The organism is Streptomyces sp. Isolate_45, assembly GCF_024721315.2.
Lineage (GTDB): Bacteria > Actinomycetota > Actinomycetes > Streptomycetales > Streptomycetaceae > Streptomyces.
Genome location: NZ_JANFAK020000070.1, coordinates 1 through 24,175, shown reverse-complemented (window position 1 = coordinate 24,175; position 24,175 = coordinate 1). Strand labels below are relative to the sequence as shown.

The following is a 24,175-nucleotide window of genomic DNA, read 5'->3' as shown; positions in this document are numbered from 1 at the left end:
GGGTTTCAAGGTGCGGGGGGGGTGCGGCGGGGGGGGGCCGGGGGGGGGGGGGCGGGGCCGGCCCCCGGGCCCCCCCCCCCCCCCCCGGGGCCCGGTGTGCTCCCGGTCAGATGCCCGGCTCGGAACGGGCCCGGTCCGGCCGGTACCGCAGGGCCAGCCCGGCGAGGAGCGCTGCGGCGCCGGCGCAGAGCACCGTCGCGACGCCCGCCCAGGCGTGCGGCCCGCCGAGCGCCTCCTCCAGGGGGTTGTAGACGAGGACGCCGCCGACCACGTGGAGCGTGACCACCGCCAGCGCGGTCACGGCCGCGACCCGCCACACCAGGACGGTGTCCCGCACCGCCAGCAGGGCTCCGACGCCCAGGCAGAGCAGGGAGACCGCGAGGGGCAGCAGGTCGCCGGCTTCCGGGGCGGGCCGGGCCGCCAGGTCACCCGGCAGGTGAACCACGCCGCACAGCAGCAGCGCGGCGGCGGCCGGCCAGCGCAGCAGGTGGCGCAGCGGCCCCTGCGTGCGCTCCGGGGAGCGGACCGGCGCCGGGCGGGGGGCGGCGGGGCGCGGATTGCGTTCGCGCTTCACCGGTTCCCACCCGCGCTCCTGCGGGGGCGGCGGGGCCGCCTCCTGCGGACGGTCCGTCCGGGGGGTGCCGTCGGGGCCGAGGATGCTGACCAGCAGGGCCACGTCCTCGATGGACCGGCCGACGGCCGCCGCCCGCAGCGTGATGTCGGCCTCGCCCTCCTCGTGGGGGTGCTCGCCGAGCAGGGCGAGCATGTGCCGGACCTCGTGGACGGGGCGGGACACGGCGGCCGCGCGGAGCGCCTCGTGTCCGGGGTTGGGGAGTTGCCCGGTCTGCTTGAGGAGGTTCACCAGAGCGGTGACCTCTTCGACGGGACGGCAGGTGCCCGCGGTCTCCAGCAGGGTCCGTATGGGCTCGGTGTGCGGATCGTGGGCGGGGACGGCGGCATCACCGCTCGGGGGGACGGGAGCGACCGGTGTGACCGCTGCGGTCGGTGCGACGCTCGTCGGCACCCCGACCGGGGTGACCGGCGTGACGGGCGTGACCGGAGCCGCCGGCGCCACCGGGGCGACAGGCGTGACCGGCGTGACCGGGGTGACCGGCGTGGGCGCCAGGGGCTGGGGCGTCGACACCGGCAGGGACACCGACGTCGGCTGTGCCGTCGGCAGCGGGCCCGCCGCCACCGCGTCGAACGTCGTCACGGCGGCCGGAGCCGGGTCAGGTGGCCCGGACGGGGCCGCGCCGGCGGGCGGTCCGGTGGTCGGGATCGGTGCGGGGGGAGGCCCGTCGCGGTCGTCGTGGGCCGTCGTCGCGAGGGTGCTGGGGTCATTCATGGAAAGCTCCGTTCGCCGACACGCGGGTCTACACATCGCGCGCCGGTCATCGTGCGTCATGGGAAGCGCACGCTTTGTTACATTCAGCCGGACGTCCGCACACTGCGCCATTCGGGGCGGGCAAACGGGGGGCCGGCGGACCCCCCGCGGGACACGCCGCCCGCGACACCGGGCCGGGAACGGTGCTCGCGCACAGTGGGCGGGCACCGGCTCAGGAGGGAACCAGTCATGCCGCAGCCCGGAACCGTCCGACCGACGGCCGTCCTCCGGTCGGGGCCACCGGCCGCGCTGCTGGCCGCCGCGCTGCTGCTCGGCGCCGCCACGGCCGGCCCCTCCGCCGCACTGCCCCGGGACGCGGACCGGCCCCTCGTCGACACCGCCGAGGGGCCCGTACGGGGGCGTGCCCACGGGTCGTACGACACGTTCGAGGGAATCCCGTACGCCGCCCCGCCGACCGGCCCACTGCGCTGGCGCCTGCCGAGTCCGGCGCCCCGCAGGGCGGGGGTGCTCGATGCCGGGGCGCCCGGCTCGGCCTGCGTGCAGCTCCCGCCGCTGGGCCCGGCGACGGCGACCGGCTCGGAGGACTGCCTGTTCCTGAACGTCACCGCCCCCGCCGACCCGGGGCGGGAGCGGCCGGTGATGGTCTGGTTCCACCCCGGTGGCTTCCGCGACGGATCGGGGGCCGCGTACCGGCCCGAGCCGCTCGTCGTACGGGGCGACGTGGTGGTGGTCACGGTCAACTACCGGCTCGGCGTCTTCGGCCTCTTCGGACATCCGGAACTCGGCGGCGCCCCGAACTTCGCCCTTGCCGACCAGCAGGCCGCCCTGCGCTGGGTGCGGGCCAACGCGGTCGCGTTCGGCGGCGATCCGGACCGGGTCACCGTGTTCGGGGTGTCGGCCGGTGGCCTCGGTGTCTGCGCGCACCTGGTGTCCCCAGCCTCGGCCGGACTGTTCGGGCGGGCCGTCGCGCAGAGCGGGTCCTGCTCCACCACGATGCCCCCTCACGCGCTGTTGCCGACGCCGGGCGCCTACGAGCCGTTCGTCCCGGAGCGGCGCACGGTGGCGGCCGGGGCCGCGGCGGCGCGGGAACTGGGCTGCGGCGCCGGGTCGTCGACCTCGGCGCTCGACTGCCTGCGCGGCCTGGACGCGACGCGGTTGGCGACGCCCGGGCTGATGGAGCGGTTCTCCCTCCTGTCGTACGGGAACGGGTCGTTGCCCCGGGCTCCGCGCCGGGCGCTGGAGTCCGGGCGGTTCAACCGGGTGCCGGTGGTGCAGGGGACCTCGCGGGACGAGATGCGGCTCTTCCTGTCCCAGGTCCTGCCGGCGTATCCGGTCGCCGACGAACGGGCCTACCGGGAGCGGCTCGTGAGGTCGTTCGGCGCGGCGGCGCCGTCCGTCGGGGAGGCGTACCCGGCGACCCGGTACCCGACGGCCGCGCTCGCCTGGGCCGCGCTGCTCTCGGACGCCTCGTTCACCTGCCCGGCACTGCGGGACAGCAGGGCACTGGCCCGCCACGTGCCGACGTACGGCTACCGGTTCAGCGACCGCGACGCGCCGGTCTTCGTGCCGTTGCCGCAGTCCCCGGAGTTCCCGTTCGGTGCGACCCACGGCTTCGAACTCCCCTATCTCTTCAGGGTCGTGGACCTGGCTCCGGCCCAGCAGGCCCTGTCGGAGCGGATGACGGAGTACTGGACGCGCTTCGCGCGCACCGGTTCCCCGAACGGGGCCGGCGGGCCGTCCTCCGGCCCGTGGTGGCCCCGCGTCGCCTCAGCCTCCTCCCCCGATCCGGCGTCCGTACTGTCCCTGGCGGCGGGCCCGGGCGGCATCCGGCCGGTCGACGCGGGTGCCGAGCACCACTGCGCCCTGTGGGACTCCCTGCCGCCGTTCGGCGGCCCCGACGATGGCGAACTCGCCGACGTTCCCGCGGTCCCCGAAGTTGTCGCCGGCGTTCCCGAAGTCCTCGAAGTCCCCGAAGGAAGGTGATCCGATGACCGGACTGCGCGAGGTCCTGGAGGCCCACGTGCGCGACGGGGCGCTACCGGGCGCCGTGGCGCTGGTGGCCCGGGAGGGCCGGACCGAATGCGTCGCCGTCGGCGACGCCGAGGCCGGTGGCGGGACGCCGATGACGCGGGACTCCCTCTTCCGGATCGCGTCGCTGACGAAGCCGGTGACGGCCGCGGCGGTCATGGTCCTCGTCGAGGAGGGCCGGCTGGAGCTGGACGCTCCGGTGCGGCGTTGGCTTCCCGAGCTCGCGTCGCCGGTGGTCGTGCGCACCCCGCGGTCGCCGGTCGACGACGTGGTGCCCGCCGTGCGCCCCATCACCGTGGAGGACCTGCTCAGCTTCCGCGCGGGGTACGGGTTCCCGTCGGACTTCTCGCTCCCGGCGGTAGGCCTGCTGTTCGGCGAGCTGAGGCAGGGCCCTCCCCAGCCGCGCCACGTCCCGCCGCCGGACGAGTGGATGGCGGCGCTGGCCCGGATCCCGTTGCTGTACCAACCGGGTGAGGCGTGGCTCTACCACACCTGCTCCGACATCCTCGGCGTACTGATCGCCCGCGTTTCGGGGCGGCCGTTGCCGGAGTTCCTGGCGGAACGGATCTTCGTGCCGCTGGGGATGGAGGACACCGGGTTCGCGGTGCCCGGGGACCGGCTGCACCGGTTCACGGGCTACTACCGCGGCCGCCCGGACGGCGGCCCACCCGAACCGGTCGACGCCCCGGACGGGCAGTGGAGCCGTCCCGTGGCGTTCCCGTCGGGCGGGGGCGGGCTGGTCTCCACCGCCGACGACTGGTGCGCCTTCGGGCGGATGCTGCTCGCCGGGGGTCGGGCCGCCGACGGGCGCGCGCTGCTGACGCCCGGCTCGGTGCGGCAGATGATGACCGACCGGCTGACGCCGGCTCAGCGGGCCGGCGGCGAAGTGTTCCTGGAGGGGCAGGGCTGGGGGTTCGGCGGCTCGGTCGACGTCGAGCCGCGCGACCCGTGGAACGTGCCCGGACGCTACGGCTGGATCGGCGGGACGGGTACGGCCGCGCACGTCGTCCCGTCCACCGGGACGGTCACCGTCCTGCTGACCCAGCTCGAACTGGGCGGGCCGAACCCGCCCGCCCTGATGCGCGACTTCTGGCGGTACGCGACCGGCGCCTGACGCCCCGGGCGGTGGTTCAGAGGCGTACGTCCCAGGTGGCGGTGGAGGTCAGGGTCCGGGCGATCGCGGGGTCGCGTACGGAGTCCGTACGGTCCCGGGCGGTCACCGACAGCTTGTGCCCGCGCAGGTCGAACAGCCACAGCTCGGCGACCCGGACCTCGGTGCGGCCCGCGAAGCGGCGCAGTTCCCTGCCGTCCAGGTACCAGCGGACCTCGATCCGACGGCCGTCGCCGGTGGCCAGGTCCGGCACGGAGGCCCGTGCGGTGTGACCCAGGCGCAGGGTGCGGCCGGTCGGGGTGAGCGGGGTGACGACGTTCGCGTGGCGGTGGAAGCCGGCGATCATCGCTTCGACTCCGGGCAGGTTGAAGGGTTTGCCGAGGATCCTCATCAGCGAGTTGTCGGTGGGGCGGTTGAGGCCGGTGGCGTAGTAGCCGCCGCCCTCGTACGTGCCGACGGTGCCGCCGTCGGGTGAGGCCTCGCCGAGCCAGCGGTACCACTTGGCACCCTGTTCCTTCATGCGGACGGCGTCGAGCGTGGAGGTGTTGGGGTCGGTGGGTTCGGGGCCCGTGTACCGCTCGTAGTCGGGGACGCCCGGGTAGAAGTACTCGTCGGCGAGCTTGCCGAGGGAGTGGCCGGTCTCGTGGATGGCGACCTGGCCGGACTTGGGGTGGCCGGCGGAGGCGGTGGAGATGCCCTCGTAGCCGAGGGTGGGGCTGGGCTCGTTGTAGCCGGCCCCGCCGTACTTGGCACTGTTGGCGAGGACGATCACCAGGTCCGCCTCGGGCGCCCGGGCGACGTACGCGTCCACCTTCGGCTGGTCGACGCACAGGAGCCGTTCGATGTCCTCGCACCAGAAGTGGCTGCCGAGCGCGGTGTCGCGGACGGCGCCGGGGTCGGGGTCGCCGGAGACCCCCGACTGGGCGGACACGGCGTCCACGGTCCACACGTTGAAGAGGGACCGGTACGTGGCGTAGGGCTCGACGGCCTCGACCTCGGCCCATTTGGCCCGGGCGTCGGCGTGGAACCCGTCGAGTTGGTCGGCGGTGTAGCCGTCGCCGACGACGACCACGTCGAGCCGGTCCGCGGTGGGTCCGTTGTCGATCATCTTGGTGACCCGGCCGTCGGCGGCCCGCGCCGGCGGGGACAGCCGGGGCGCCGCCGAGGCGGGTCCGGCGGCGGGTACGAGGACGTGCCCGGATCCGGCTTCGCCGCCGTGTTCGGGCCCGGGTATCTCGACCTCGACACGCGCGGGGCGGGGCGGGTCGGCGGCCTGGGCGGGCGTCGGGGCGGTCAGCAGGACGGCGCCGGCGCAGGCTGCCGCGAGGGCCGCCCGCAGGGTCGACCGGACGGCTGGTCTCATCAAGTCCTCCACGCGGAAAGGGGGTTAAGCAGGCGGATAAATCCGCTGAACCGGTTGCTTAAATTAGGTGGCGCGCGGGACGTGCGCAATGGTCCGCCACGGCTGAATACTGGTGGCCGCACAACAACACGGCGTACAGCAGGGGGCTTTCATGGATCAACCGGCCGAGATCGGGCGTCGAGTACAGCGGCTGCGCGCGGAACGCGGTTTGACGCAAAGGCAGTTGGCGGAGCCGTCCTACACCCCGGCGTACGTGTCGACCCTGGAGGCGGGCAAGGTACGACCCTCGGAGACCGCCCTGCGCTTCCTCGCCGGGCGGCTCGGCACCTCGTACGAGGAGCTGACGACGGGGCGCCCGGCCCGACTGGCGACCGAACTGCGGCTGGCGCTCACGGACGCACAGCGGACCCTGGCCACCGGGTCCGCGGAGGAGGCCGCCGACCACTACCGGCGACTGCTCGCCGACGCCGAGGACCTGGACCTGGCCGACGAGCGGGCCGAGGCGCTGCTGGGGCTCGGGGACTGCGCGCTGGAGGCGGGCCGACTGCCGCAGGCCATCGCCCGGTTCGAGGAGGCGGAGGCGCTGCTGGCCGACCAGCCGCTCCCCCGCCGGGCCCGTCCGATCCGGGGCCGGGCCGTCGCGCACCTGCTGGCGGGCGAACTGCGTTACGCCTGCTACCTGCTGGAGTCGGCCATCGACGCGTTGAACGCGGAGGGCCTCGCCGATCCCGAGGCGTTGCTGCTGCTCCACTCTGCGGTCATCGGGCCGTACATCGACATGGGCGCCCACGCCCGGGCCGCGCACGCGGCCGAGTTGGCGCTGGCGTTGGCCCCACAGGTCGGGGATCCGGCGCTGGTCGCGGGCCTGCACCGGCAGGTCGCGCGGACCTTCCTGGCGGAGGGGCGGGTGGCCGACGCGGACGCCTCCCTCGCGAAGGCACAGGCGGTCTACCGGCAGCTGCGGCTGCGGACCGATCTGGCGCACTGCCACTGGATGCGCGGTTACGTCCAGGCGCAGCACGGGGACCTGGAGTCGGCCGAGCGGGAGTTGCGGACGGCGCGGGAGATGCTCACGGCCAAGCGGGCGGCCCTGTACACGTCGCAGGTGGAGGTGGAGCTCGCCGACGTGCTGCGGCGGCTGGGCCGGCACGCGGAGGCGACCGAGCTGGTGTCGGCGCTGTTGGCGCCGGGGGGCGGGCCGGTGGCGGGGCCCGGGAGCGTGCACGCGGGCGGTGCGCACCGACTGCTCGGGCTGATCGCGGAGGAGCGGGGGCTGACGGAGGAGGCGGAGGAGCACTACGTGCGCGCCCTCGCGCTGCTGGAGCGCAGCGGGGCGGGCGGGGACCTCGCCGATCTGTGCCGCCTGTTGGGTGACCTGCTGCGGCGTACGGGGCGGACGGAGGCCGCCCTGGACGCGTACCGGACCGGCCTCGGGCACCGGGCGGCTCCGGGGACGACGACGCTGGGGCCGGCGCCTGCCACGCCGGCGTTCCGCCCGCCGACGACGACGCTCCCGGCGCCGCGGTGAGGGCGGCGACGGGAGCGGGCGGGCCGGGCGGTGCCGGTCAGTGGTTGTCGGTGGGCCGCAGGTCGCGCGGGATCATCGCCCAGGTGGTGGCGGCCGCGGCGACGGCCAGCGCTCCGGCCATGACGAACGCCGGGGTGATGGCCAGGGTGTAGGCCTGCGAGGCGGTGTTCAGGAGGGCCTCGCCGACGGAGCCGCCGAGCCGTTCGGCGGTGTGTGCCGCCTCGCCGACGGAGTCACGTACGGCGCTCGCGGTGGGGCCGTCGAGGGCGAGGGCGGGCAGGTTGCCCCGGTAGAGGGCGGCGGCCGTGCTGCCGAGGATGGCGACGCCCATCGCGGAGCCCAGTTCGTAGCAGGTCTCCTCGATGGCGGCGGCGCTGGAGACCTGGTCGGCGGGGGCGGCGGAGACCAGGGTGACGGACGCGACGGTGGTCGCGATGCCCGCGCCCGCCCCCATCACGGTCAGTGCCACGGCGAAGGCGGGGTAGCCGAGGCCGGTGAACTGCTGGACGGTCCAGGGCAGGGCCATGCCGGCCGCCAGGACGAGCAGTCCGGCGCCGAGCACGTGCCGGATCGGGAAGCGCTGCATGAGCGTGGGGGCCACCATCGAGGCGCAGATCAGCGCGAGGGGGGCCGGCAGCAGGCGCAGGCCGGCCTCCAGCGGGGTGTAGCCCTGGCCGTACTGGAACCACTGGGTGACGAGGAAGAGGATCGCGCCCATGCCCACCATCGGCAGGAAGATCGCGGTCGCGGCGACGCTGAAGGCGGGCTTGGCGAACAGTCGGACCTGGAGCAGCGGGTCGTCCAGGCGGAGTTGGCGGCGCACGAACACCGTGAGCGCGACGGCGGCGAGGATCAGCAGGGCCCAGGGCAGCGGGTCGGCGACGCCGCTCTTGCCGAGTTGCTTGATGCCGCCCGCGAGGGCGAGCATGCCGACGATCGACTGGCCGACGCCCCACCAGTCCCAGCGGCCGGCGCCGCGCGGAGCGCGCGATTCGGGGAGGTAGCGCAGTCCGGCGGCGACGATGACGGCGGCGACGGGGAGGTTCAGGAGGAAGGCGGAGTGCCAGCCGTGGTCCTGGACCAGGAAGCCGCCGACGACGGGTCCGAAGGCCATGCCGCCACCGAACACGGCGGCCCAGACGGCGAGGGCGAACGCACGTTCCTTGGCGTCCGTGAAGACGCTGCGCAGGATGGACAGGGTGGACGGCATGATGGCCGCGCCGCCTATGCCGAGCAGGGCGCGGGCCGCGATGACGTGCCAGGCCTCGGTGGAGAACACGGCGATGAGGGAGGCCACGGAGAAGATGCCGAAGCCCGCCATCAGCAGTCGCTTGCGGCCCCAGCGGTCGCCGAGCGCGCCCGCGGTGACGAGCAGGCCGGACAGGGCCAGCGCGTAGACGTCGATGATCCACAGCTGCTGGACGGCGCCGGGCTGGAGGTCGGCGACCAGCGAGGGGAACGCCACGTTGAGGATCGTGGTGTCCATCGAGATGAGCAGGAGACTGCCGGAGAGGATCGCGAGGACGATCCAGCGACGCGGGTCCGGCGTGGGGGTGCGCATGGGGTTCCGTTCGGTGTGGTGCACGGGTCGGCGGCGGGCGGTGCGGGAGGCGGGTTCAGGGCCCGGACCGGAGGTGCCGTCGCTCGCGAGTGCTCGCGCGGGAGCGTCGTCCAGTAGCCGTTCTTCATTCACCATGATGAGCCTCCTTCGCCTCGGATGATACAAATCTGTCTCACCCGATGCAAAGTCGGCTCACTTTTGGGAGTTTATTGAAAACGACTGTCATTGCCATACACTCGTGGCATGGCTCGCAACGAAATACGCCCGATCATCAAGCTGCGCTCGACCGCGGCGACCGGCTTCACCTACGTCACCCGGAAGAACCGCCGCAACGACCCGGACCGGATGACCCTGCGCAAGTACGACCCCGTGGCCCGCCGGCACGTCGACTTCCGCGAGGAACGCTGACGCACGGCCGCGGCCAAGCGCGGTCGCGGCCGGCCCTCGGGCTCGCCCACCGGGCCCCACTCCCCCGTCCGCCCCCGCCCTCCCCCGTCAGAAGGCCGTCAGAAGGCCGTCGGACGGCCGTCGAAGACGCCCTGCCCGCACCTCCGGCGGTTCGCCCCAAGGCTCCTTCCGGGGCGGGCCGTGATGGTTTGGGCGGCTCGTCGACGGGCACAAGCCGACTGCCGCCCCGCGCATTCGCGGGGCGGACCAGTTTCCGCTCAGTCCTCCGCCGTCCGGGCCCGGGCGCCCGAGCGGGTGCGACCCGCCGTCGGAGCACGCCGCGGATGACGGCGTACGTACTCCTCCTCCAGCTCCTTGAGCCGCTGCGTGTGCGTGGCGAGCGCGTCGTCCGACCCGTGCAGCAGCGTCTCGTGGCGCGTGCGGTGGATCGTCTCCAGCTCCTTCAGCAGCCTGCCGTCCTCCAGCTCGCGCGCCGTGGGTCCACCGCCGTGCTCGGCCATCACGACCACCTCCACGTCTTACGGTAGGGAGTCCGCCGCCCCCGCGCGCGCGGGCCGCGACCCCGTTCAGCCGCCCTTCCCCACCGTCGGGGCCGGATTGAGCGCGGCGTGTGCGCGCAGGGCCGTACGCACCGACCAGAGCACGGAGACCAGCGGGACGGCGACCACCGCGCCGACCACCCCGGCGGCGATGGCCCCCGCGACCACGGAGACGGCCACCACCAGCGGATGCAGCCGGACCGCCCGGCTCATGACGAGGGGGTGCAGCAGGTGGCCCTCGATCTGGCCGATGACGACGATCAGCGCGACGACCAGGGCCGCGACGAACGGGCCCTTCGCCGCCAGGGCGACCACCGCCGCGACCCCCAGCGCGACCGGCGACCCGACGAGGGGGATGAACGCGGCGAAGAACTCCAGCAACGCGAGCGGCACCGCCAGCGGAACCCCGAGGAAGTACAGCGCCACCCCGACGAGCACCGCGTTCGTCGCGGCGACCAGCACGATCCCGTGGGTGTACCCGGTGAAGGTGCGCCAGGCGGCGCGTCCCGCCACGCCCACGCGTTCGCGCGCCGGCTCGGGGAGCTGCGAGCAGAACCAGGACCACTGCCGGTCCCCGCCATGCAGGAAGAACACCGACGAGAACGCGGCGAGCGCCAGTACCGTCAGCACCTGCACCAGGTGGCCGGCCCCGCTGACGGCGGTGCTGAGCAGCGTCGAGCGGTGGCTGGACAGGAACGCGCCAACCTTGGACTGGATGTCGGTGAGCGCCTCGGGGTTCAGCCGGAACGGCGGCCGCTCCAGCCACTCCTCGATGCTGTCGAGGCCGTCGCGGAACTCGCGGACCAAGGTGGTGCTCTCCCCCGCCACCGCCTCGCCGACCAGCGCGAGCACCCCCATGAGGAACAGGAGGGTACCGACCAGCGAGACGGCGACGGCGACGGAGCCGGGCAGGAAGCGCGTGAGACCGCGGGTGGGCGGCCCGAGCAGCGCGGTGAGGATCAGCCCGAGGAACAGGGCCACCGCGATCTCGTGGAAGCGGCCCAGCAGGGCGAAGACCGCGTACACGGCCGCGCCGACGACCAGCAGGCGCCAGGCGTAGGACGCGACCGTACGCAGGAGCGGGGACACCGTCGGCATGGTTGATGGGTGCCACGTCGCGCGGGTGCTGCCACGCGGCCGCGTCCGATTTCGCCCGTCCGGGGAGAAAATGCGTTGCCGGCGCGCGTCGGGGCACGGACGATGGCCCGTCGTGAGTACTTCCCGTCTGAGCGCCGTGCTGCCCGATCTCGCCCCCTGGCGGTCGAGCCGCGACTTCCGGCTCCTCTTCTACCAGGGCACCGTCACCTTCTTCGGCTCGTTCATGGCGATGATCGCGCTGCCGCTCCAGATCAAGCACCTGACGGACTCGCCGCTCGCGGTCGGTGCCATGGGCGCGGTCGAGCTGGTTCCGCTGGTCGTCTGCGGGCTGTACGGCGGCGCTCTGGCCGATGCCGTCGACCGGCGGCGGCTGATCCTGCTGACCGAGGCGGGACTCGGGCTCCTGGCGCTGATCCTGCTGGTCAACGCGTTGCTGCCGGATCCGCTGCTGTGGCCGCTGTACGTGGTGGCGGCAGGCGTGTCGGCGCTGACGGGGCTCCAGCGGCCGGCGTTGGACTCGCTGATGGCGCGGATCGTGCCGCACGACCAACTGTCCGCCGCCGCCGCGCTCAACGGGCTGCGCTACCAGTTCGGGGCGATCGCCGGGCCGGCGCTGGCCGGTGTGGTCGTCGCCTGGGCCGGTTACGCCCCGGCGTACGCGGTCACCGTGGCGGGCTTCCTCGTGTCGGTGCTGCTGTGCCTGCGGCTGCGGCCGGCGCCGCCGGCGGGGGGCGTCGTACGGCCGTCGCTGCGGGCCATCGGGGAGGGCGCGCGGTACGCGTGGAGCCGGCCGGTGCTGCTCGGCACGTACGCGGTGGACCTGGCGGCGATGTTCTTCGCCTTCCCGAACGCGATCCTCCCCTTCCTCGCGGACGAGCTCGACGCGGTGTGGGCGCTCGGACTGATGTACGCCGCCGGCGCCGTGGGCTCCCTGCTGCTGGGCATGACCAGCGGCTGGGTGTCGCGGGTGCGCCGGCACGGGCTCCTCGTGGTCTTCGGGGCCGCCGTCTGGGGGCTGGCGATCGCCGCGGCGGGTTGGTTCTCCGGGATCTGGATCGTGCTGGCCTGCCTGGCGGTCGCCGGCGCCGGCGACATGCTGAGCGGGCTGGGCCGGGCCACGATCTGGAACCAGACGATCCCCGAGGAGCTGCGGGGGCGGCTCGCCGGGATCGAGGTGCTCTCGTACAGCGTCGGTCCGCAGCTCGGCCAGGTCCGGGCGGGCACCATGGCCGGCTGGACCGGGACCCGCCCCGCCTTCTGGAGCGGCGGCCTCGCCTGCGTGGCGTCGGTGGCCGTGCTGGCGGCGCTGCTGCCCAAGCTGATCTCGTACGACGCCGAGACCGACGAGGACGCGCTGCGCCGCCGGGCCGCCCGGGAAGGGGCGACCCGGCGGGAGGACCCGAGCGGCGCGGTGGCCTGACCCGGGTCCCGTGCGGCGTCCGCTACCCGGCCGAGCCGCGGATCACGAACTGTGATCCCGGCTCGACCAGGACGTCGCCGTCGGCCGATCCGGTGATGGTCACCCCCGTCAGGGTGGCGCTGCCGCGGGCGCCGCCGTGGGCGCGGATGCCGGCCCCGTTGTTCGACCGGTCGATGCGGACGTTGTCGATCACGGCGTTCGGCACGCTGCCGCCGCCGGACTTGAACTGGATCCCGTCGTAGGTGGAGTCGTGGATGTCGGTGTCGCGGATGGTCACCCCGGGGATGTCCTGGCCCGCGGCGAAGAGGGTGATCGCGCCGAACTCCTGGGCCTCGCCCCAGAAGGCGCCGCCCGTGCGGTGCAGGCCGTTGTTCGCGATGAGGGTCTGCCCGGAGAACGGCAGGGGGTCGTGGTCGGTGGCGAGCATGATGCCGGGGTAGTTCATGGTGTCGGAGACCAGGTTGTTCTCGATCGTGTTGCCGTACCCGCCGTAGACGGCGATGCCGTTGGCCCGCCAGGGCAGCTGGATCGTGTTGTTGCGGAAGTGGTTGTCGTGGCCGATGTCGACGGCCGTGTTCTTCACGTAGCGGCTGGACCACACGGCGAGGGCGTCGTCGCCGGTGTTGCGGAACGAGGAGTTGAAGACGGTGGAGTTCTTCGTTCCGTTGGCGAGGTTCACGCCGTCCGCGTACGTGTCGCGGATCCGGACGCCGTTGAACTCGACGCCGTCGCCCGGCCCCCAGAGTTCGGGGATGTTGTCGTAGTCCCGGCCGACCCAGGCACCCACGTTGGCGTGCTCGATCCACACGTTCGTGATCTTCGTGTTCTTCCCGAAGCGGCCGTTGAGGGCCACACCGCCCTCGGCGTTGCCGTCGCCGCCGCGGATGGTGCCGGAGCCGAAGATGGCGAGGTCGGAGATCCGGGTGTTGTCGTCGATGTCGAAGCCGAAGTTGCCCTCGTGCGGGTGGTTGATGCCGCCGGCCTGGTGGGGCGGGGTGAGCGTGTAGAGCCGGGAGTGCCACATGCCGGCGCCGCGGACGGTGACGTCGCGGATGCCGACCTGGTTGAACTGGCCCCGGTTCAGCGGGTCGTCGGTGAGGATCTTCTGTTCCTGGCGCCACTGACCGGCCGGGATCCACACGCAGTCGATGCGGCCGTTCTGGTCGTCGGTGACGGCGCGCTGGAGAGCGTCGGTGTCGTCGATGCCGTCGTTGGGGACGGCCCCGTAGGCGGTGATGGAGGTGCACTCGGCGGGCTTGGCAGTCGGCGCGGCGACCTGTTCCAGGTCGATCAGGTCGACGATCTGGTAGGCGGCGTCGTCCCCCGCGTCGCGCTGGAGCCGGAACTTCGTGCCCGGCGGGTAGCTGCGCTCCAGCAGGGCGTGGGACTCGTCGAACAGTCGACGGGCGTCGCCCTGGGGGGTGTTCGTGAGGCCTTCCGGGCTGTCCGTGGCGCCGTACAGCCAGCTGTGCTTGGACGACAGGTCCAGCTTCCGGACGAAGGCGCCGTCGGCGTAGAGGCTGAGCGTGGCCGCGGCTCCGCCGCCGCCCGGGGCGTCGGGCACGGAGTTGCGCACGACGATGGAGTTCGCCTGGTTGGTGGAGGTGAACTCCACGTACTGGCCGGTCGCCGAGAGTCGGACCGAGGCGCGCCCGGAGGATTCGGTGGCGTAGTTGGTGTGGCCGAAGGTCCGCTCGGGGTCGCTCCGCAGCAGGGTCCCCGTGTGGCGGGCGGCCTCCGCCTCGTACTCGGTGTACGGGACGGCGGCGCCGCGGCCGGCCACGATCGGGCGGGAGTGGACGTTGTTGTCCTCGTTGGTCTCGGCGACGACTCCCGTGGCGTCGGCGGTGGCGGTCAGGGTGGCGCCGCCGCCGGTCGCGGTCCAGCTTCCGTCGAGCGCGACGGTGACGGTGGCCCCGGCGGGTACGGCCGGGGTGTTCCCGCTCAGGGTGACGTTGCCCGCGGTGACCCGGGTGACGCTGGCGGGCGCCGGGGCGGTGCCTCGGTTGTGGACGGCGGCGGTGAAGGTCACCTTGGCTCCGACGGCCGGGGTGGCGGGGTCGGGGGTGATCCCGGTGACCTCCAGGTCCGGACCGGGGCTCTGGCCGACCACCAGGGGGCCGGCGCCGCTGCGGCTGTTGTTGGTGTCGTCCGACTCGGCGACGGTGTCCTCGGGGTCGACGGCGGCGGACACCGTGTAGCGGCCGACGGGGCGCCTGCCGACGGCGACCGGCACGGTGACGGAGGCTCCCGCCGCCGTCGCGGCGACGGGGGCGCTGCCCGCGACGACGCCCTCCAGGCTGATCCGTACGGTGGTCGCGGCGGCGGGGGCGTTGCCCGCGTTGCGGACGGTGGCGTTCACCGTGACGGCGTCCGTCTCGGAGGGGGCCGACGGTGACCAGGTCAGGTCGGTGAGGGTCAGGTCCGGGTTGGGGGCGCCCGTTCCGACGACCTGGAGCTCGGCGACCTGGGCGCCGGGCGCGCCGGTGTTGCCGTGGAACCGCAGCTGGACGTCCGCGATGCGGCCGCCGACCGGCAGGGTCACCGTGTTGCCGTTCGCCCCGGGGCTGAAGAGGTGGTCGGCGCGGGCGCGCAGGGTGGTCCACGCGGAGGCTGCCCGCTCGCGGCCGAGGACCTCGAAGTTCTGGGTTCGCGCCGCCCAGGCCGCGTCGGGGTCGAGGCGGACGACGACCGCGGCGAGGTCGGCGTCGGCGCCGAGGTGCACGGTCAACGACGAGCTCTGGCCCGCGGCTTCCCAGTAGGTGCTCAGGCTGTCGTCGTTGGCGTTCGGGGCGACGTAGGACTGGGTGGTGGAGGTGGCCTCGATGGGCTTGCCCCGGGCCAGGTTGGTGCCGGTCGGGGGCGGGTCGCCGGGATCACCCGGGTCGGGGTCGGTCGCCCCGTGGATCTCGAACTCGGATATCTGGGCGGCGTTCCAACCGCTGTTGGCCGCGACGTTCACCCGGAGGTGGCGGACGGCGGCGGAGCCGAGCCCCAGGGTCACCCTGTTGGCCTGGGCGGGGTCGAAGACCTTGGGGGCGGAAGCGGCGAGCGTGGTGAAGGTGGTTCCGTCGGCGCTGCCCTGGAGGCTCAGCGTCTGGGTGCGGCGTTCCCAGGCCGAGGGCAGTTTGAGCACCACCTCGTCCACGGTGGCGAGGGCTCCGAGGTCGACCTGGAGCCACTGGGGGAAGGCGCCCGCGGGCCCCTCCCAGTACGTCTGTTGGCTGCCGTCGGTGACGGCGGTCGCGGGGTGGCCGCCGAGCGATCCGCCCGCGGTGGCGGCTCGCCCCAGGGCGAGGTTGACGGTTCCGGCGGCCGGGGCCGAGGGGCCTGCCGCGGCTGCGGTGGGGGTCAGGCCGAGGGCGGTCAGTGCGGTGAGAACCAGGCCGCCTACGAGCGAGCGGCCGTGTCGTTTCCATCTCATGGGGGCCTCTGTTCCAGGAGGGAGGGGCGAGGGCCTGCCGATTAATCTCGATCTCTGCGCAAGATTTTGAGGAATCCCGTTGATTCTTTGCGTGGATCAGAGTCACAGGTTTCTATCAGGTCACCGGTTTGTCAACGGTCCTCACACGGCGCGCCCGAACGGCGGCTTCCGCGATGCGGGCACGTACCGGGCCCGGGAGGGTGACCGCATGGGTGACTGGTGGTACCGAAACATCCTCGAACCGGGCAAACTGCCCTTGCTGCTGGCGCTGTCCGCGTTCGTCCTGACGTTCACGATCACGCGTGTCATCACCCGGATGATCCGGGCCGGGAAGGGCCCGTTCCGCAACGTCACACCGGGTGGGCTGCACGTCCACCACGCCGTTCCCGGAGTCGTGCTGATGACGGTCGGCGGGTTCACCGCGATCGGGGGCGGCCGCACGGGCTGGGGATCGGCGCTGGCAGCCGTGCTCTTCGGAATGGGGACGGGACTCGTCCTGGACGAGTTCGCGCTGATCCTGCACCTGAGCGACGTCTACTGGAGCAAGGAGGGCACGATCAGCATCGAGGTGGTCATCCTGACCACGGCCCTCGCCTCGCTGCTGCTCTGCGGGTTCCTGCCGCTCGGCGTGGACGGGCTCACCCCGGACGAGGAACAGAGCCGGATGACGCTGGTGACCACCGTGCTGTTCAACCTGCTGTTGGCCGGGGTGGCGCTCTTCAAGGGCAAGCCCCGCATGGCCGTACTCGGAGCGGTGGTACCCCTGATCGCCCTGGTCGCGGCCATGCGGCTGGCCCGCCCCGTCTCCCCGTGGGCCCGCCGCTTCTACCGGCGCCGACCGAAGGCCCGGGCCCGCTCGATGAAGCGCTCGTACCGGCACGACCGGCGCTGGAGCGGTCTACGACGCCGCGTCGACTACCTGATCGGCGGCGCCCCCAGCCAGTGACGGCCCGCATGACGGGACCCCCGGACGCCGTGGCGTGCGGGGGTCCTCGCGCGCGCGGCCTCAGGCCTGCGCGGGCGCCTCGTCGAGCTCCCACGCGTGCCGCTTGAACTCGCGGCGGAAGTCGGCGTGGTCCTCCCACTGCCGGGCGATGCCCCGCAGCACGTCCCAGTGGTGCTCCACCGACTGGTCGATGACGGTACGCACCCGCGGCTCGGCCGTCGCCCGCTGCTCGATGAGGCCCTTCACCGCGGAGGCCTCCAGGACGCTGTTGCGCAGGGCGCGCAGGGCCCGGGAGGTGTCGTCCATCGAGAAGCCGCGCTCACTTCCGGTCTCCGCGTCGAACAGCGGCATCAGCCGCGCCTCGATGAACGCGGTGATCCGCTCGAAGTGCTGCACGTCCATCAGGGGTTCTCCGTCTCCTGCCGCGCCGGTGAGCGGCTCGGGTACACGATACGAGGACCCGGTACCCGTCACGGAACAGGGGGACCGCGGTGGGCCCGGACCGGCGCCGGGCCGATTGTCAGACCCCTGCGCCACCATCACGGCATGACGATCACCACCGCTCCCGCCCTGGCCGACCGTGACGAGTACGCCGATGCCATCGCCACGGCCGTCCGGGCGTCCGCCGCCTACTACGGCTCGGGCGAATCCCCGCTCGACGACGCCTCCTTCGACCTGCTCGTGTCCCTGATCCAGGCGTACGAGGCCAACTACCCGGAGCACACCGACCCGGCCTCCCCGACCGGGAAGGTGGCGGGCGGCGCGGTCCCCGCCGGGGACGTCGCCCACACGACGGCGATGCTCTCCCTGGCCAACGCCTTCGCCCCACAGGACCTCCTCGACTGGGAGGCCTCGCTCGTCAGACGCCTCAGCGGGCCCGTCACCGGCGGGTACGCCGTGGAGCCGAAGCTCGACGGCGCCTCGCTGGCGGCGCGTTACCGGGCGGGACGCCTGGTCCAGCTGGTCACCCGGGGCAACGGGACGGGCGGGGAGGACGTGTCGCACGCCATCGGCACCATCGCGGGCCTTCCCCTGGAGCTGACCACCCGGGACTCCTTCGAGGTGCGCGGCGAGGTGCTGTTGACGGCGGAGCAGTTCGAGCGGGCGAACGCGCTCCGGGCGGCGCACGGAGCGGGTCCGTTCTCCAACCCCCGCAACGGCGCGGCCGGCACGCTGCGGGCAAAGGGGCGCGCCTACACGGTCGAGATGACGTTCTGGGCGTTCGGCGCGGTGGAGCTCGACGGCGGCGCGGCGCTGCCGGGCGGCACGCACTCCGAGTTGATGGCGTACGTGTCGGCGACGGGCATCCGCACGGCCGCGGACACGGCCGCCGGGCTCACGGTGGCGGACACCCTCGCGGGGGCGCAGGAGCAGGTCGACCGGATTTCGAAGCTCCGTTCCGCGCTGCCCTTCGGGATCGACGGGGTCGTCGTCAAGCTGGACTCGTTGACGGAGCAGGCGGCGGCCGGGAACGGTTCGCGCCACCCGCACTGGGCCACCGCGTACAAGCTGCCGGCGGTGGAGCGCCGGACCCGGCTGTTGGAGGTGACGTGGTCGGTGGGCCGTACCGGGGTGCTGGCCCCGACGGCGGTGCTGGAGCCGGTGGAGGTGGACGGCTCGGTGATCCGGCACGCCACGCTGCACAACCCGGCCGACATCGAGCGGCGCGGACTGCGCCTCGGCGACACGGTGACCGTCCACAAGGCGGGTGACGTCATTCCGCGCGTCGAGGCCCCGGTGGTGGAGCTGCGGACCGGCGAGGAGCGGGCGATCGAACTGCCGTCGGTGTGCCCCGGCTGCCAGGGCGCCATCGACCGGTCCCAGGAGCGGTGGCGCTGCGCCCAGCCCGCCGACTGCGGTCGGATCGCGGCGATCCTGTACGCGGCCGGGCGCGACCAGCTCGACATCGACGGGCTGGGCGAGCGGTACGTCCGCGCCCTGGTCGAGGAGGAGGGGGTGCGCGACGTCGCGGACCTGTTCACGCTGGACCGGGCCGCGTTGGCGCGGGCGGCCGGGAGCGAGAAGCGCGGGGCGAAGCTCGCGGAGCGGATCGCGGGTGCGAAGGACCGTCCGCTGTCGCGGGTGTTCTGCGCGCTCGGCGTCGTCGGCACCGGGCGGGGCATGTCCCGGCGGATCGCCCGGCACTTCGGGACGATGGAGGCGATCCGCGCGGCCGACGCCGAGGCGATGACCGAGGTGGAACTGGTCGGCGCCGCGAAGGCGGCGGCGATCGTCGCGCAGGTCGCAGAGCTGGGGCAGGTCGTCGACAAGCTGGTGGCGGCCGGGGTCAACCTCGTCGAACCGCAGGTTCCGGGCCGGCCCGAGGTGCCCGCCGAAGGCGACGCGGGTGACGGCGTCGGGGGTGACGTCGCCGCCGGGCCGCTGGCCGGTCAGACGGTGGTGATCACGGGGAAGATGACCGGCGCCCTGTCCGCCTACGGCACCCGCACCGCGCTGTTGGAGCTCGTCGAGCGGGCCGGCGGGAAGTCGGCGAGCAGCGTGTCGGGCCGTACGACGCTCCTCGTGGCGGGCGAGAAGGCGGGCGGCAAGGTCGCCAAGGCCGAGGCGGCGGGCATCGCGATCCTCGGTGAGGAGGAGTTCGCGCTGCGGATCGCCGCCGTGCTCAACGCGTGAGCGGCGGGGGCGGGGTGACCGCGAGGAGCGGCGGCGCCGGTGAGGTGTGGCGGTGTCCGCAGGGCTCGAAGACCAGGACGACGGGTTCGCCGGGCCGTTGGCGCCAGGAGATGCGCTCCGGCGCGACGACGCACACCGGGCAGTCGGGCAGCGGGCCCGGCCCGCTCCGGTCCTCGGGCGCGGCCGTGAGGACCGACGGCATGGGGTGCGTGTCACGCATGGCGGCTCCCTGGTGCGGCTGCTGTGCTCCTGGCACTGTGCCATGCGCGGCCCCTCCTCCGCACGGGCGAATCGTCCAGTGTTTTCGCTGGTCAGCGGTTCGGGCACCGGACGGATTCGGGTCCTGCGGGGCACATGGTGATCAAGTGGTCCTCCGGTCGGCCTCGACCAGCCCCGACTCGTAGGCGGCGATCACCGCCTGGGCGCGGTCACGGACGCCCAGCTTGCCGAAGATGCCGGTGATGTGGTTCTTGACGGTGGAGACGCTGATGTCCAGTTCGGCGGCTATCGCGGCGTTGTCGAGACCGCGGGCGAGCAGGCGCCAGATCTCCAGCTCCCGGGGGGTCAGGCCGGTGGGCGAGTCCGGTGCCGGTCGGCGCTCGCGCGAGGGCGCGCGCACGTAGGTGGAGATGAGCCGGGTGAGGAGTCGGGGGGCGACGGCCGCCTCGCCCGCGTGGACGGTACGGACGGCCGCGATCAGCTCCTCCGGGGACACGTCCTTGGGCAGGAAGCCGTAGGCGCCGGCGCGCAGCGCGGCGACCACGTACTCGTCCATGTCGAAGGTGCTCAGGGCCAGGACCCGGGAGCCGGGCCGGGCGGCGGCCAGCCGTTCGGTGGCCTGTACGCCGTCGAGCACCGGCATCCGGATGTCCATGACGACGACGTCGGGCTCCAACCCCAGGGCCAGTTCGACGGCCTCGGCGCCGTTGCCGGCCTCGCCGACGACCTCGACGTCCGGATGGGGGGCCAGGATCAGGGCCAGGCCCCGCCGCACCAGCGGCTGGTCGTCGGCGATGAGCACGCGGATCATCGGTGGTGTTCCTCTCCGTCGGCGACGCCCGCTCCCGGTGCCACCGGGAGCCGCGCCGCGACCCGGAACCCGCCCTCCTCCAGGGGGGCGGCCTCCAGGGTGCCGCCCTGCAGGGCGACGCGTTCACGCATTCCGATCAGACCGTACCCGCCGCGGGCCGGTGCCCTCGAAGCCGCGGTGCGCCTGCCGGATCCGGAGCCCGGGGCGTCGCCCGCGCCCTGTCCCCGCCCCTCTCCCGGGCGGCGGCCCGTTCCGTCGTCGCGGACCTCGACGGTGACCTCGTCGGGGCGGTAGGTCAGCCGTACCCGGGCCCTGGAATCCCCGGCGTGCTTGCGGGCGTTGGTCAATGCCTCCTGCACGACCCGGAACACGGTCAGGCCGACGGTCGGCGGGAGCGGGCGTACGGTTCCGTCGACGGTGAGCTCGGTGTCCATGCCGGCCAGCCGGCTCTCGGTGACGATCCGGGTCAGGTCCTCGGGTCCCGGCTGCGGCGCCGGCGGGTTCGTCTCCGGTTCCTCACCGGCCCTCAGGACGTCGAGCAACTGGCGCATTTCGCTCAGGGCCATCCGCCCGGAGCCTTCCAGGATGACCAGGGCCTCGCGGGCGGCCCCGGGGTCGTGCGCGAGGTTGGCCCGTGCCCCGCCGGCCATCAGCTGCATGGTGGTGATGTGGTGGGCGACGATGTCGTGCAGTTCCCGGGCGATGCGACGGCGTTCCTCGGCGAGCGCCCGCTCGGCGAGGAGTTTGCGGTTGGCCTCGGACTCCCGTTGCCGGTGGTTCATCGCCAGGGCGGCCCCGACGACGATCACGGCGGCGACCGCGTTGGCGAGGACCCCCCAACCCCCGGGAAGCAGCATCCCGCCCTGGCCGACGGAGGGCAGCGGTACCGCTGCCAGGCCGGCGACGGCCACGACGGCGGGTCGGCGGCTCCGGGCCACCGTGTACAGGGCGATGACCAGGCTGAGGCCGAAGTGCGGTGAGACCGGGCCGGCCGTGTTCACCACCACGCCGAGCGCGAGGACGGCCGTGAGGACGATCGCCGGGTGGCGGTGCCGGAGGATCAGGGTCAGTCCCGCGAGGACCAGGGCGAACGCGGCGGGGATTCCGAGGGGGTTCCCGTCGAACTGGCTGGTGACGGAGAAGCCCAACAGGTCGGCCGCGGCGGCCCCGACCGCCACCAGGGCGTCGTTGCGCGTCCACGCCGGTTTGTCGGTGCTCTTGCTCATCTGCCCGGTCCTCCCCCACGGGCCGCCGGTGCCCGGCCGGTGCCGGGCCCGCCCGCGGCCGGAATCCGTAGATCCATTCTGGCACCGGCCGGGGGCCCGGCCACCGGCCCGGGGTCGGGTCCGCGACCGGGACTCCGGTCCTGGTCGAAGCGGTCGGCGTGACCGTGGTCCCGGTGGGGAGATCCTCCTGTGCCCGGACGCCCGCGGCCCGGTCCGCTGATGGTCTTGAGGGGACCGCCGGGGTATTCCGGCGCCATCGCACGGACCGGAGGAGAAAAGTGATCCGCGCCCTGACGGGATGCTCGACGAGGAATCCGTGGAAGGTGATAGCCCTGTGGGCGGTGCTGGGCATCGCGCTGGCCATCATGGGGCAGGTGTTCGTCTTCCGCGCGACCCAGACGGGCAACGGCGACTTCCTGCCCGCGCACTACGATTCTGCCGCCGCGCTGAAGATCGCCGAGGAGGGTTTCGGGGTGCGCCCGGACTCCGATCCGCTGACGGTGCTGGTGGCGCGGAGCGACGGGGCCGCCCTGTCCCCCGCCGACGAACGGCGCGTGGACGAGGTGACGGACGGGCTGGCGCGCAAGCGGATCGTGATGCCCGTCACCAAGGACACCATGCCGCTGGCCCAGGACCATTCCCAGGTGCCCGTGTTCGGCGGGCGCCTGACGGCGCCGGACCGCGCCTTCCGGCTGCTGTCCGTGGAACTCAAGGGCAATCCGGCGGACCCGGGGGTGCGGGACACCTACCGGGCCTTCCGGGACCACACCCGCGAGGCGTTCCGGGAGGCGGGCCTGCGGACCGGGTTCACCGGCGGGCCGGCCACCGGCGTGGACACCGCCGATGCGGAGAAGACCCGTACGACGGTCGTCGGGGCGGTGATGACGGGGCTGATCGTGCTGCTGCACGTGCTGGTGTTCCGCAGCTTGGCGGCGGCGCTGCTGCCGCTGCTCGCGGTGGCCGTCATCGGCGGTGCGGCGACGGGGGTGGTCGTCGGCGCGTCCGTGCTGACGGGCATCCAGCTGGCCCCTTCCACTCCGGGGCTGATCAACGTGGTGCTGGTGGGCATCGGGGTGGACTACTTCCTCTTCCTCCTGTTCCGCTTCCGCGAGCGGTTGCGCGCGCACCCGCTGCAATCGGGCCGGGACGCGGCGCGGGAGGTGGCGGGCCGGGTGGGCACGGCCGTCACCTCGGCGGCGCTGACGATCGTGGCCGCGTTCGCCACGCTCGGGATCGCCTCCTTCGGCCAGTTCCGGGTGCTGGGCCCGGCCATCGCGGTGTCCGTGCTGGTGATGCTGTTGGGCAGTCTGACGCTGATGCCCGCGCTGCTCGCCGTCACCGGGCGCGGAATGTTCTGGCCGTCCCGTTCCCTGAAGCACGAGCCCCCCGCCGGCGCGGCCGGGCGGCTGGGCGCGCTGGTCGCGCGGCGTCCGCTGGTGCTGGTGCTCGCCTCGGTGGCGCTGCTCGGGGCGCTCGGGGCTGGTCTGACCGGGATGCGCATGGACTACGGGCAGGGCGGCGCGGGCGGCGAGCGCACGGGCGCCGTGGAGACGGCGGAGGAGATCGCCCGGTCGCTGCCCGCCGGGGTGTCGGATCCGACGGGCGTGTTCGTCTCCGCCGAGGACGGCGCCCCCCTGAGTACCGAGCGGCTGGCCGGCCTCGCCGGGGCGCTGGCCGGGGTGCCGGGCGTGGGGCGGGTCGTCCCGACCGTGCTGAGCGAGGACCGCGGCGCGGCGCGCATCGACCTGTTGCTGACGGCCGGGTCGGGCACTCAGGCGGCCCGTGACCTGGTCTCGGGTCCGGTCCGGGAGACGGTCCGCGCGAACCTGCCGGCGGGCACCGAGGTGCATGTCGGGGGTACGGCCGCGGTGTTCGCCGACATCTCGGTGGCGGTCGACGAGGACCTCGAAGTGATCTTCCCGGTGGCGGCGGTCCTGATCGGCATCATCCTGCTCGTACTACTGCGGAGCCTGCTGGCGCCGGTCGTGCTGATGATCGCGGTCGGATTGGGTTTCGCGGCCACGCTGGGCGCCTCGACGTTGGTGTTCCAGCACGGACTCGGGCGTCCGGGCGTCGACTTCACCCTGCCGCTGGTGTTGTTCCTGTTCGTGGTGGCGCTCGGCACCGACTACAACATCCTGATCGGCGACCGGATCCGGGAGGAGATGGGACGGCCCGGTTCCGCCCGCGAGGCGGTGGCGCGCGCCGTGCGGCACACCGCTCCGGCCGTCGCCACTGCGGGCCTGGTGCTGGCCGCCTCCTTCGGGAGCCTGGCGGTGAGCCCGCAGCCAGGTACGCAGCAGATCGGCTTCGCCACGGCGGTGGGGATCCTGCTGTCCGCGTTCGTCCTGTCGATCGTGCTGGTGCCCGCCGTGATCGCGCTGCTGGGCCGGTCCACCTGGTGGCCGGTGAGGCCGGGGGCCGCCGCCCGGGGGGCGGAGGCCGCCGCGCCCGTGGAGCGGGTTCCGGTGGGCTGAGGACGCGGCCCGACGTGGAAGGGCGCCGGCCGCGCGG

General features: G+C 73.8%; 18 protein-coding genes. 8 read left to right on the top strand and 10 right to left on the bottom strand.

Features of this window, described 5'->3' with window-relative positions:
• Window positions 1-106: 106 nt before the first annotated feature.
• Entirely contained in the window at window positions 107-1,345 is a 1,239-nt protein-coding gene (locus tag NOD94_RS22340) for a hypothetical protein (RefSeq protein WP_281207820.1), read from the bottom strand.
• 228 nt (window positions 1,346-1,573) lie between these two features.
• Here NOD94_RS22340 and NOD94_RS22335 point away from each other — a divergent pair, with 228 nt between their 5' ends.
• A complete protein-coding gene (locus NOD94_RS22335) occupies window positions 1,574-3,328 on the top strand; it encodes a carboxylesterase family protein (RefSeq protein WP_281207819.1) in 1,755 nt (584 codons plus the stop codon).
• A gap of 4 nt (window positions 3,329-3,332) precedes the next feature.
• Entirely contained in the window at window positions 3,333-4,487 is a 1,155-nt protein-coding gene (locus tag NOD94_RS22330; RefSeq protein WP_281207818.1) for a serine hydrolase domain-containing protein, read from the top strand.
• A gap of 16 nt (window positions 4,488-4,503) precedes the next feature.
• Here NOD94_RS22330 and NOD94_RS22325 read toward each other — a convergent pair whose 3' ends face one another.
• Window positions 4,504-5,847 carry a M64 family metallopeptidase gene (locus NOD94_RS22325; RefSeq protein ID WP_281207817.1) on the bottom strand — a complete coding sequence of 448 codons (1,344 nt, stop codon included), beginning with the start codon at window positions 5,845-5,847 and terminating at the stop codon, window positions 4,504-4,506.
• A 151-nt stretch (window positions 5,848-5,998) separates the two neighbouring features.
• Here NOD94_RS22325 and NOD94_RS22320 point away from each other — a divergent pair, with 151 nt between their 5' ends.
• A complete protein-coding gene (locus tag NOD94_RS22320) occupies window positions 5,999-7,375 on the top strand; it encodes a tetratricopeptide repeat protein (RefSeq protein ID WP_281207816.1) in 1,377 nt (458 codons plus the stop codon).
• A gap of 37 nt (window positions 7,376-7,412) precedes the next feature.
• Here NOD94_RS22320 and NOD94_RS22315 read toward each other — a convergent pair whose 3' ends face one another.
• Entirely contained in the window at window positions 7,413-9,071 is a 1,659-nt protein-coding gene (locus NOD94_RS22315) for an MFS transporter (protein WP_281207815.1), read from the bottom strand.
• Window positions 9,072-9,179: 108 nt separating this feature from the next.
• On the opposite strand from NOD94_RS22315, the gene rpmG reads away from it, so the two are divergent.
• Window positions 9,180-9,344, top strand: coding sequence for a 50S ribosomal protein L33 (gene rpmG, locus NOD94_RS22310; protein WP_281207814.1), 165 nt, complete (start codon window positions 9,180-9,182; stop codon window positions 9,342-9,344).
• Window positions 9,345-9,601: 257 nt separating this feature from the next.
• Here rpmG and NOD94_RS22305 read toward each other — a convergent pair whose 3' ends face one another.
• Together NOD94_RS22305 and NOD94_RS22300 are read right to left on the bottom strand one after the other, a co-directional pair.
• On the bottom strand, window positions 9,602-9,844 hold the full coding sequence (locus tag NOD94_RS22305) for a DUF6158 family protein (protein WP_281207813.1): 243 nt from the start codon (window positions 9,842-9,844) through the stop codon (window positions 9,602-9,604).
• Between the two features lie 66 nt (window positions 9,845-9,910).
• Window positions 9,911-10,981 carry an AI-2E family transporter gene (locus NOD94_RS22300; RefSeq protein WP_281207812.1) on the bottom strand — a complete coding sequence of 357 codons (1,071 nt, stop codon included), beginning with the start codon at window positions 10,979-10,981 and terminating at the stop codon, window positions 9,911-9,913.
• 112 nt (window positions 10,982-11,093) lie between these two features.
• Here NOD94_RS22300 and NOD94_RS22295 point away from each other — a divergent pair, with 112 nt between their 5' ends.
• Window positions 11,094-12,401, top strand: coding sequence for an MFS transporter (locus tag NOD94_RS22295; protein WP_281207811.1), 1,308 nt, complete (start codon window positions 11,094-11,096; stop codon window positions 12,399-12,401).
• A gap of 22 nt (window positions 12,402-12,423) precedes the next feature.
• On the opposite strand, the gene NOD94_RS22290 is transcribed toward NOD94_RS22295, so the two are convergent.
• Entirely contained in the window at window positions 12,424-15,825 is a 3,402-nt protein-coding gene (locus NOD94_RS22290; protein WP_281207810.1) for a CARDB domain-containing protein, read from the bottom strand.
• Window positions 15,826-16,033: 208 nt separating this feature from the next.
• Here NOD94_RS22290 and NOD94_RS22285 point away from each other — a divergent pair, with 208 nt between their 5' ends.
• Complete coding sequence (locus tag NOD94_RS22285) at window positions 16,034-16,771, top strand: hypothetical protein (RefSeq protein ID WP_281207809.1); 738 nt, start codon at window positions 16,034-16,036, stop codon at window positions 16,769-16,771.
• A gap of 60 nt (window positions 16,772-16,831) precedes the next feature.
• Here NOD94_RS22285 and NOD94_RS22280 read toward each other — a convergent pair whose 3' ends face one another.
• The gene (locus NOD94_RS22280; RefSeq protein ID WP_281207808.1) at window positions 16,832-17,173 is read right to left on the bottom strand and encodes a hypothetical protein; all 342 of its coding nucleotides are present in this window, start codon (window positions 17,171-17,173) and stop codon (window positions 16,832-16,834) included.
• Between the two features lie 144 nt (window positions 17,174-17,317).
• Between NOD94_RS22280 and ligA the strand changes: the two genes are divergently transcribed.
• On the top strand, window positions 17,318-19,405 hold the full coding sequence (gene ligA / locus NOD94_RS22275; RefSeq protein ID WP_281207807.1) for an NAD-dependent DNA ligase LigA: 2,088 nt from the start codon (window positions 17,318-17,320) through the stop codon (window positions 19,403-19,405).
• Here ligA and NOD94_RS22270 read toward each other — a convergent pair.
• The 3 genes from NOD94_RS22270 to NOD94_RS22260 all read right to left on the bottom strand — a co-directional run bounded on the left by NOD94_RS22270 (window position 19,395) and on the right by NOD94_RS22260 (window position 21,661).
• Window positions 19,395-19,625, bottom strand: a complete 231-nt coding sequence (locus NOD94_RS22270) for a hypothetical protein (protein ID WP_281207806.1) — start codon at window positions 19,623-19,625, stop codon at window positions 19,395-19,397. The two genes, ligA and NOD94_RS22270, sit on opposite strands and share 11 nt — an antisense overlap.
• Window positions 19,626-19,766: 141 nt before the next feature.
• Window positions 19,767-20,435 (bottom strand): response regulator transcription factor, encoded by a 669-nt coding sequence (locus NOD94_RS22265; RefSeq protein WP_281207805.1) that lies wholly within the window; start codon window positions 20,433-20,435, stop codon window positions 19,767-19,769.
• Entirely contained in the window at window positions 20,432-21,661 is a 1,230-nt protein-coding gene (locus NOD94_RS22260; protein ID WP_281207804.1) for a sensor histidine kinase, read from the bottom strand. The genes NOD94_RS22265 and NOD94_RS22260 overlap by 4 nt, the downstream gene beginning before the upstream one ends.
• Before the next feature lie 323 nt (window positions 21,662-21,984).
• Between NOD94_RS22260 and NOD94_RS22255 the strand changes: the two genes are divergently transcribed.
• Window positions 21,985-24,138: an MMPL family transporter gene (locus NOD94_RS22255; protein WP_281207803.1), complete on the top strand. Its 2,154-nt coding sequence runs from the start codon at window positions 21,985-21,987 to the stop codon at window positions 24,136-24,138.
• Window positions 24,139-24,175 lie beyond the last annotated feature (37 nt).

What these genes read in the sequence shown, in the direction of transcription:
- NOD94_RS22340 (WP_281207820.1), bottom strand. Translation starts at nt 1,345, where the DNA reads ATGAATGACCCCAGCACCCTCGCGACGACGGCCCACGACGACCGCGAC.
- NOD94_RS22335 (WP_281207819.1), top strand. Translation starts at nt 1,574, where the DNA reads ATGCCGCAGCCCGGAACCGTCCGACCGACGGCCGTCCTCCGGTCGGGG.
- NOD94_RS22330 (WP_281207818.1), top strand. Translation starts at nt 3,333, where the DNA reads ATGACCGGACTGCGCGAGGTCCTGGAGGCCCACGTGCGCGACGGGGCG.
- NOD94_RS22325 (WP_281207817.1), bottom strand. Translation starts at nt 5,847, where the DNA reads ATGAGACCAGCCGTCCGGTCGACCCTGCGGGCGGCCCTCGCGGCAGCC.
- NOD94_RS22320 (WP_281207816.1), top strand. Translation starts at nt 5,999, where the DNA reads ATGGATCAACCGGCCGAGATCGGGCGTCGAGTACAGCGGCTGCGCGCG.
- NOD94_RS22315 (WP_281207815.1), bottom strand. Translation starts at nt 9,071, where the DNA reads ATGGTGAATGAAGAACGGCTACTGGACGACGCTCCCGCGCGAGCACTC.
- rpmG (WP_281207814.1), top strand. Translation starts at nt 9,180, where the DNA reads ATGGCTCGCAACGAAATACGCCCGATCATCAAGCTGCGCTCGACCGCG.
- NOD94_RS22305 (WP_281207813.1), bottom strand. Translation starts at nt 9,844, where the DNA reads ATGGCCGAGCACGGCGGTGGACCCACGGCGCGCGAGCTGGAGGACGGC.
- NOD94_RS22300 (WP_281207812.1), bottom strand. Translation starts at nt 10,981, where the DNA reads ATGCCGACGGTGTCCCCGCTCCTGCGTACGGTCGCGTCCTACGCCTGG.
- NOD94_RS22290 (WP_281207810.1), bottom strand. Translation starts at nt 15,825, where the DNA reads ATGAGATGGAAACGACACGGCCGCTCGCTCGTAGGCGGCCTGGTTCTC.
- NOD94_RS22285 (WP_281207809.1), top strand. Translation starts at nt 16,034, where the DNA reads ATGGGTGACTGGTGGTACCGAAACATCCTCGAACCGGGCAAACTGCCC.
- NOD94_RS22280 (WP_281207808.1), bottom strand. Translation starts at nt 17,173, where the DNA reads ATGGACGTGCAGCACTTCGAGCGGATCACCGCGTTCATCGAGGCGCGG.
- ligA (WP_281207807.1), top strand. Translation starts at nt 17,318, where the DNA reads ATGACGATCACCACCGCTCCCGCCCTGGCCGACCGTGACGAGTACGCC.
- NOD94_RS22270 (WP_281207806.1), bottom strand. Translation starts at nt 19,625, where the DNA reads ATGCGTGACACGCACCCCATGCCGTCGGTCCTCACGGCCGCGCCCGAG.
- NOD94_RS22265 (WP_281207805.1), bottom strand. Translation starts at nt 20,435, where the DNA reads ATGATCCGCGTGCTCATCGCCGACGACCAGCCGCTGGTGCGGCGGGGC.
- NOD94_RS22260 (WP_281207804.1), bottom strand. Translation starts at nt 21,661, where the DNA reads ATGAGCAAGAGCACCGACAAACCGGCGTGGACGCGCAACGACGCCCTG.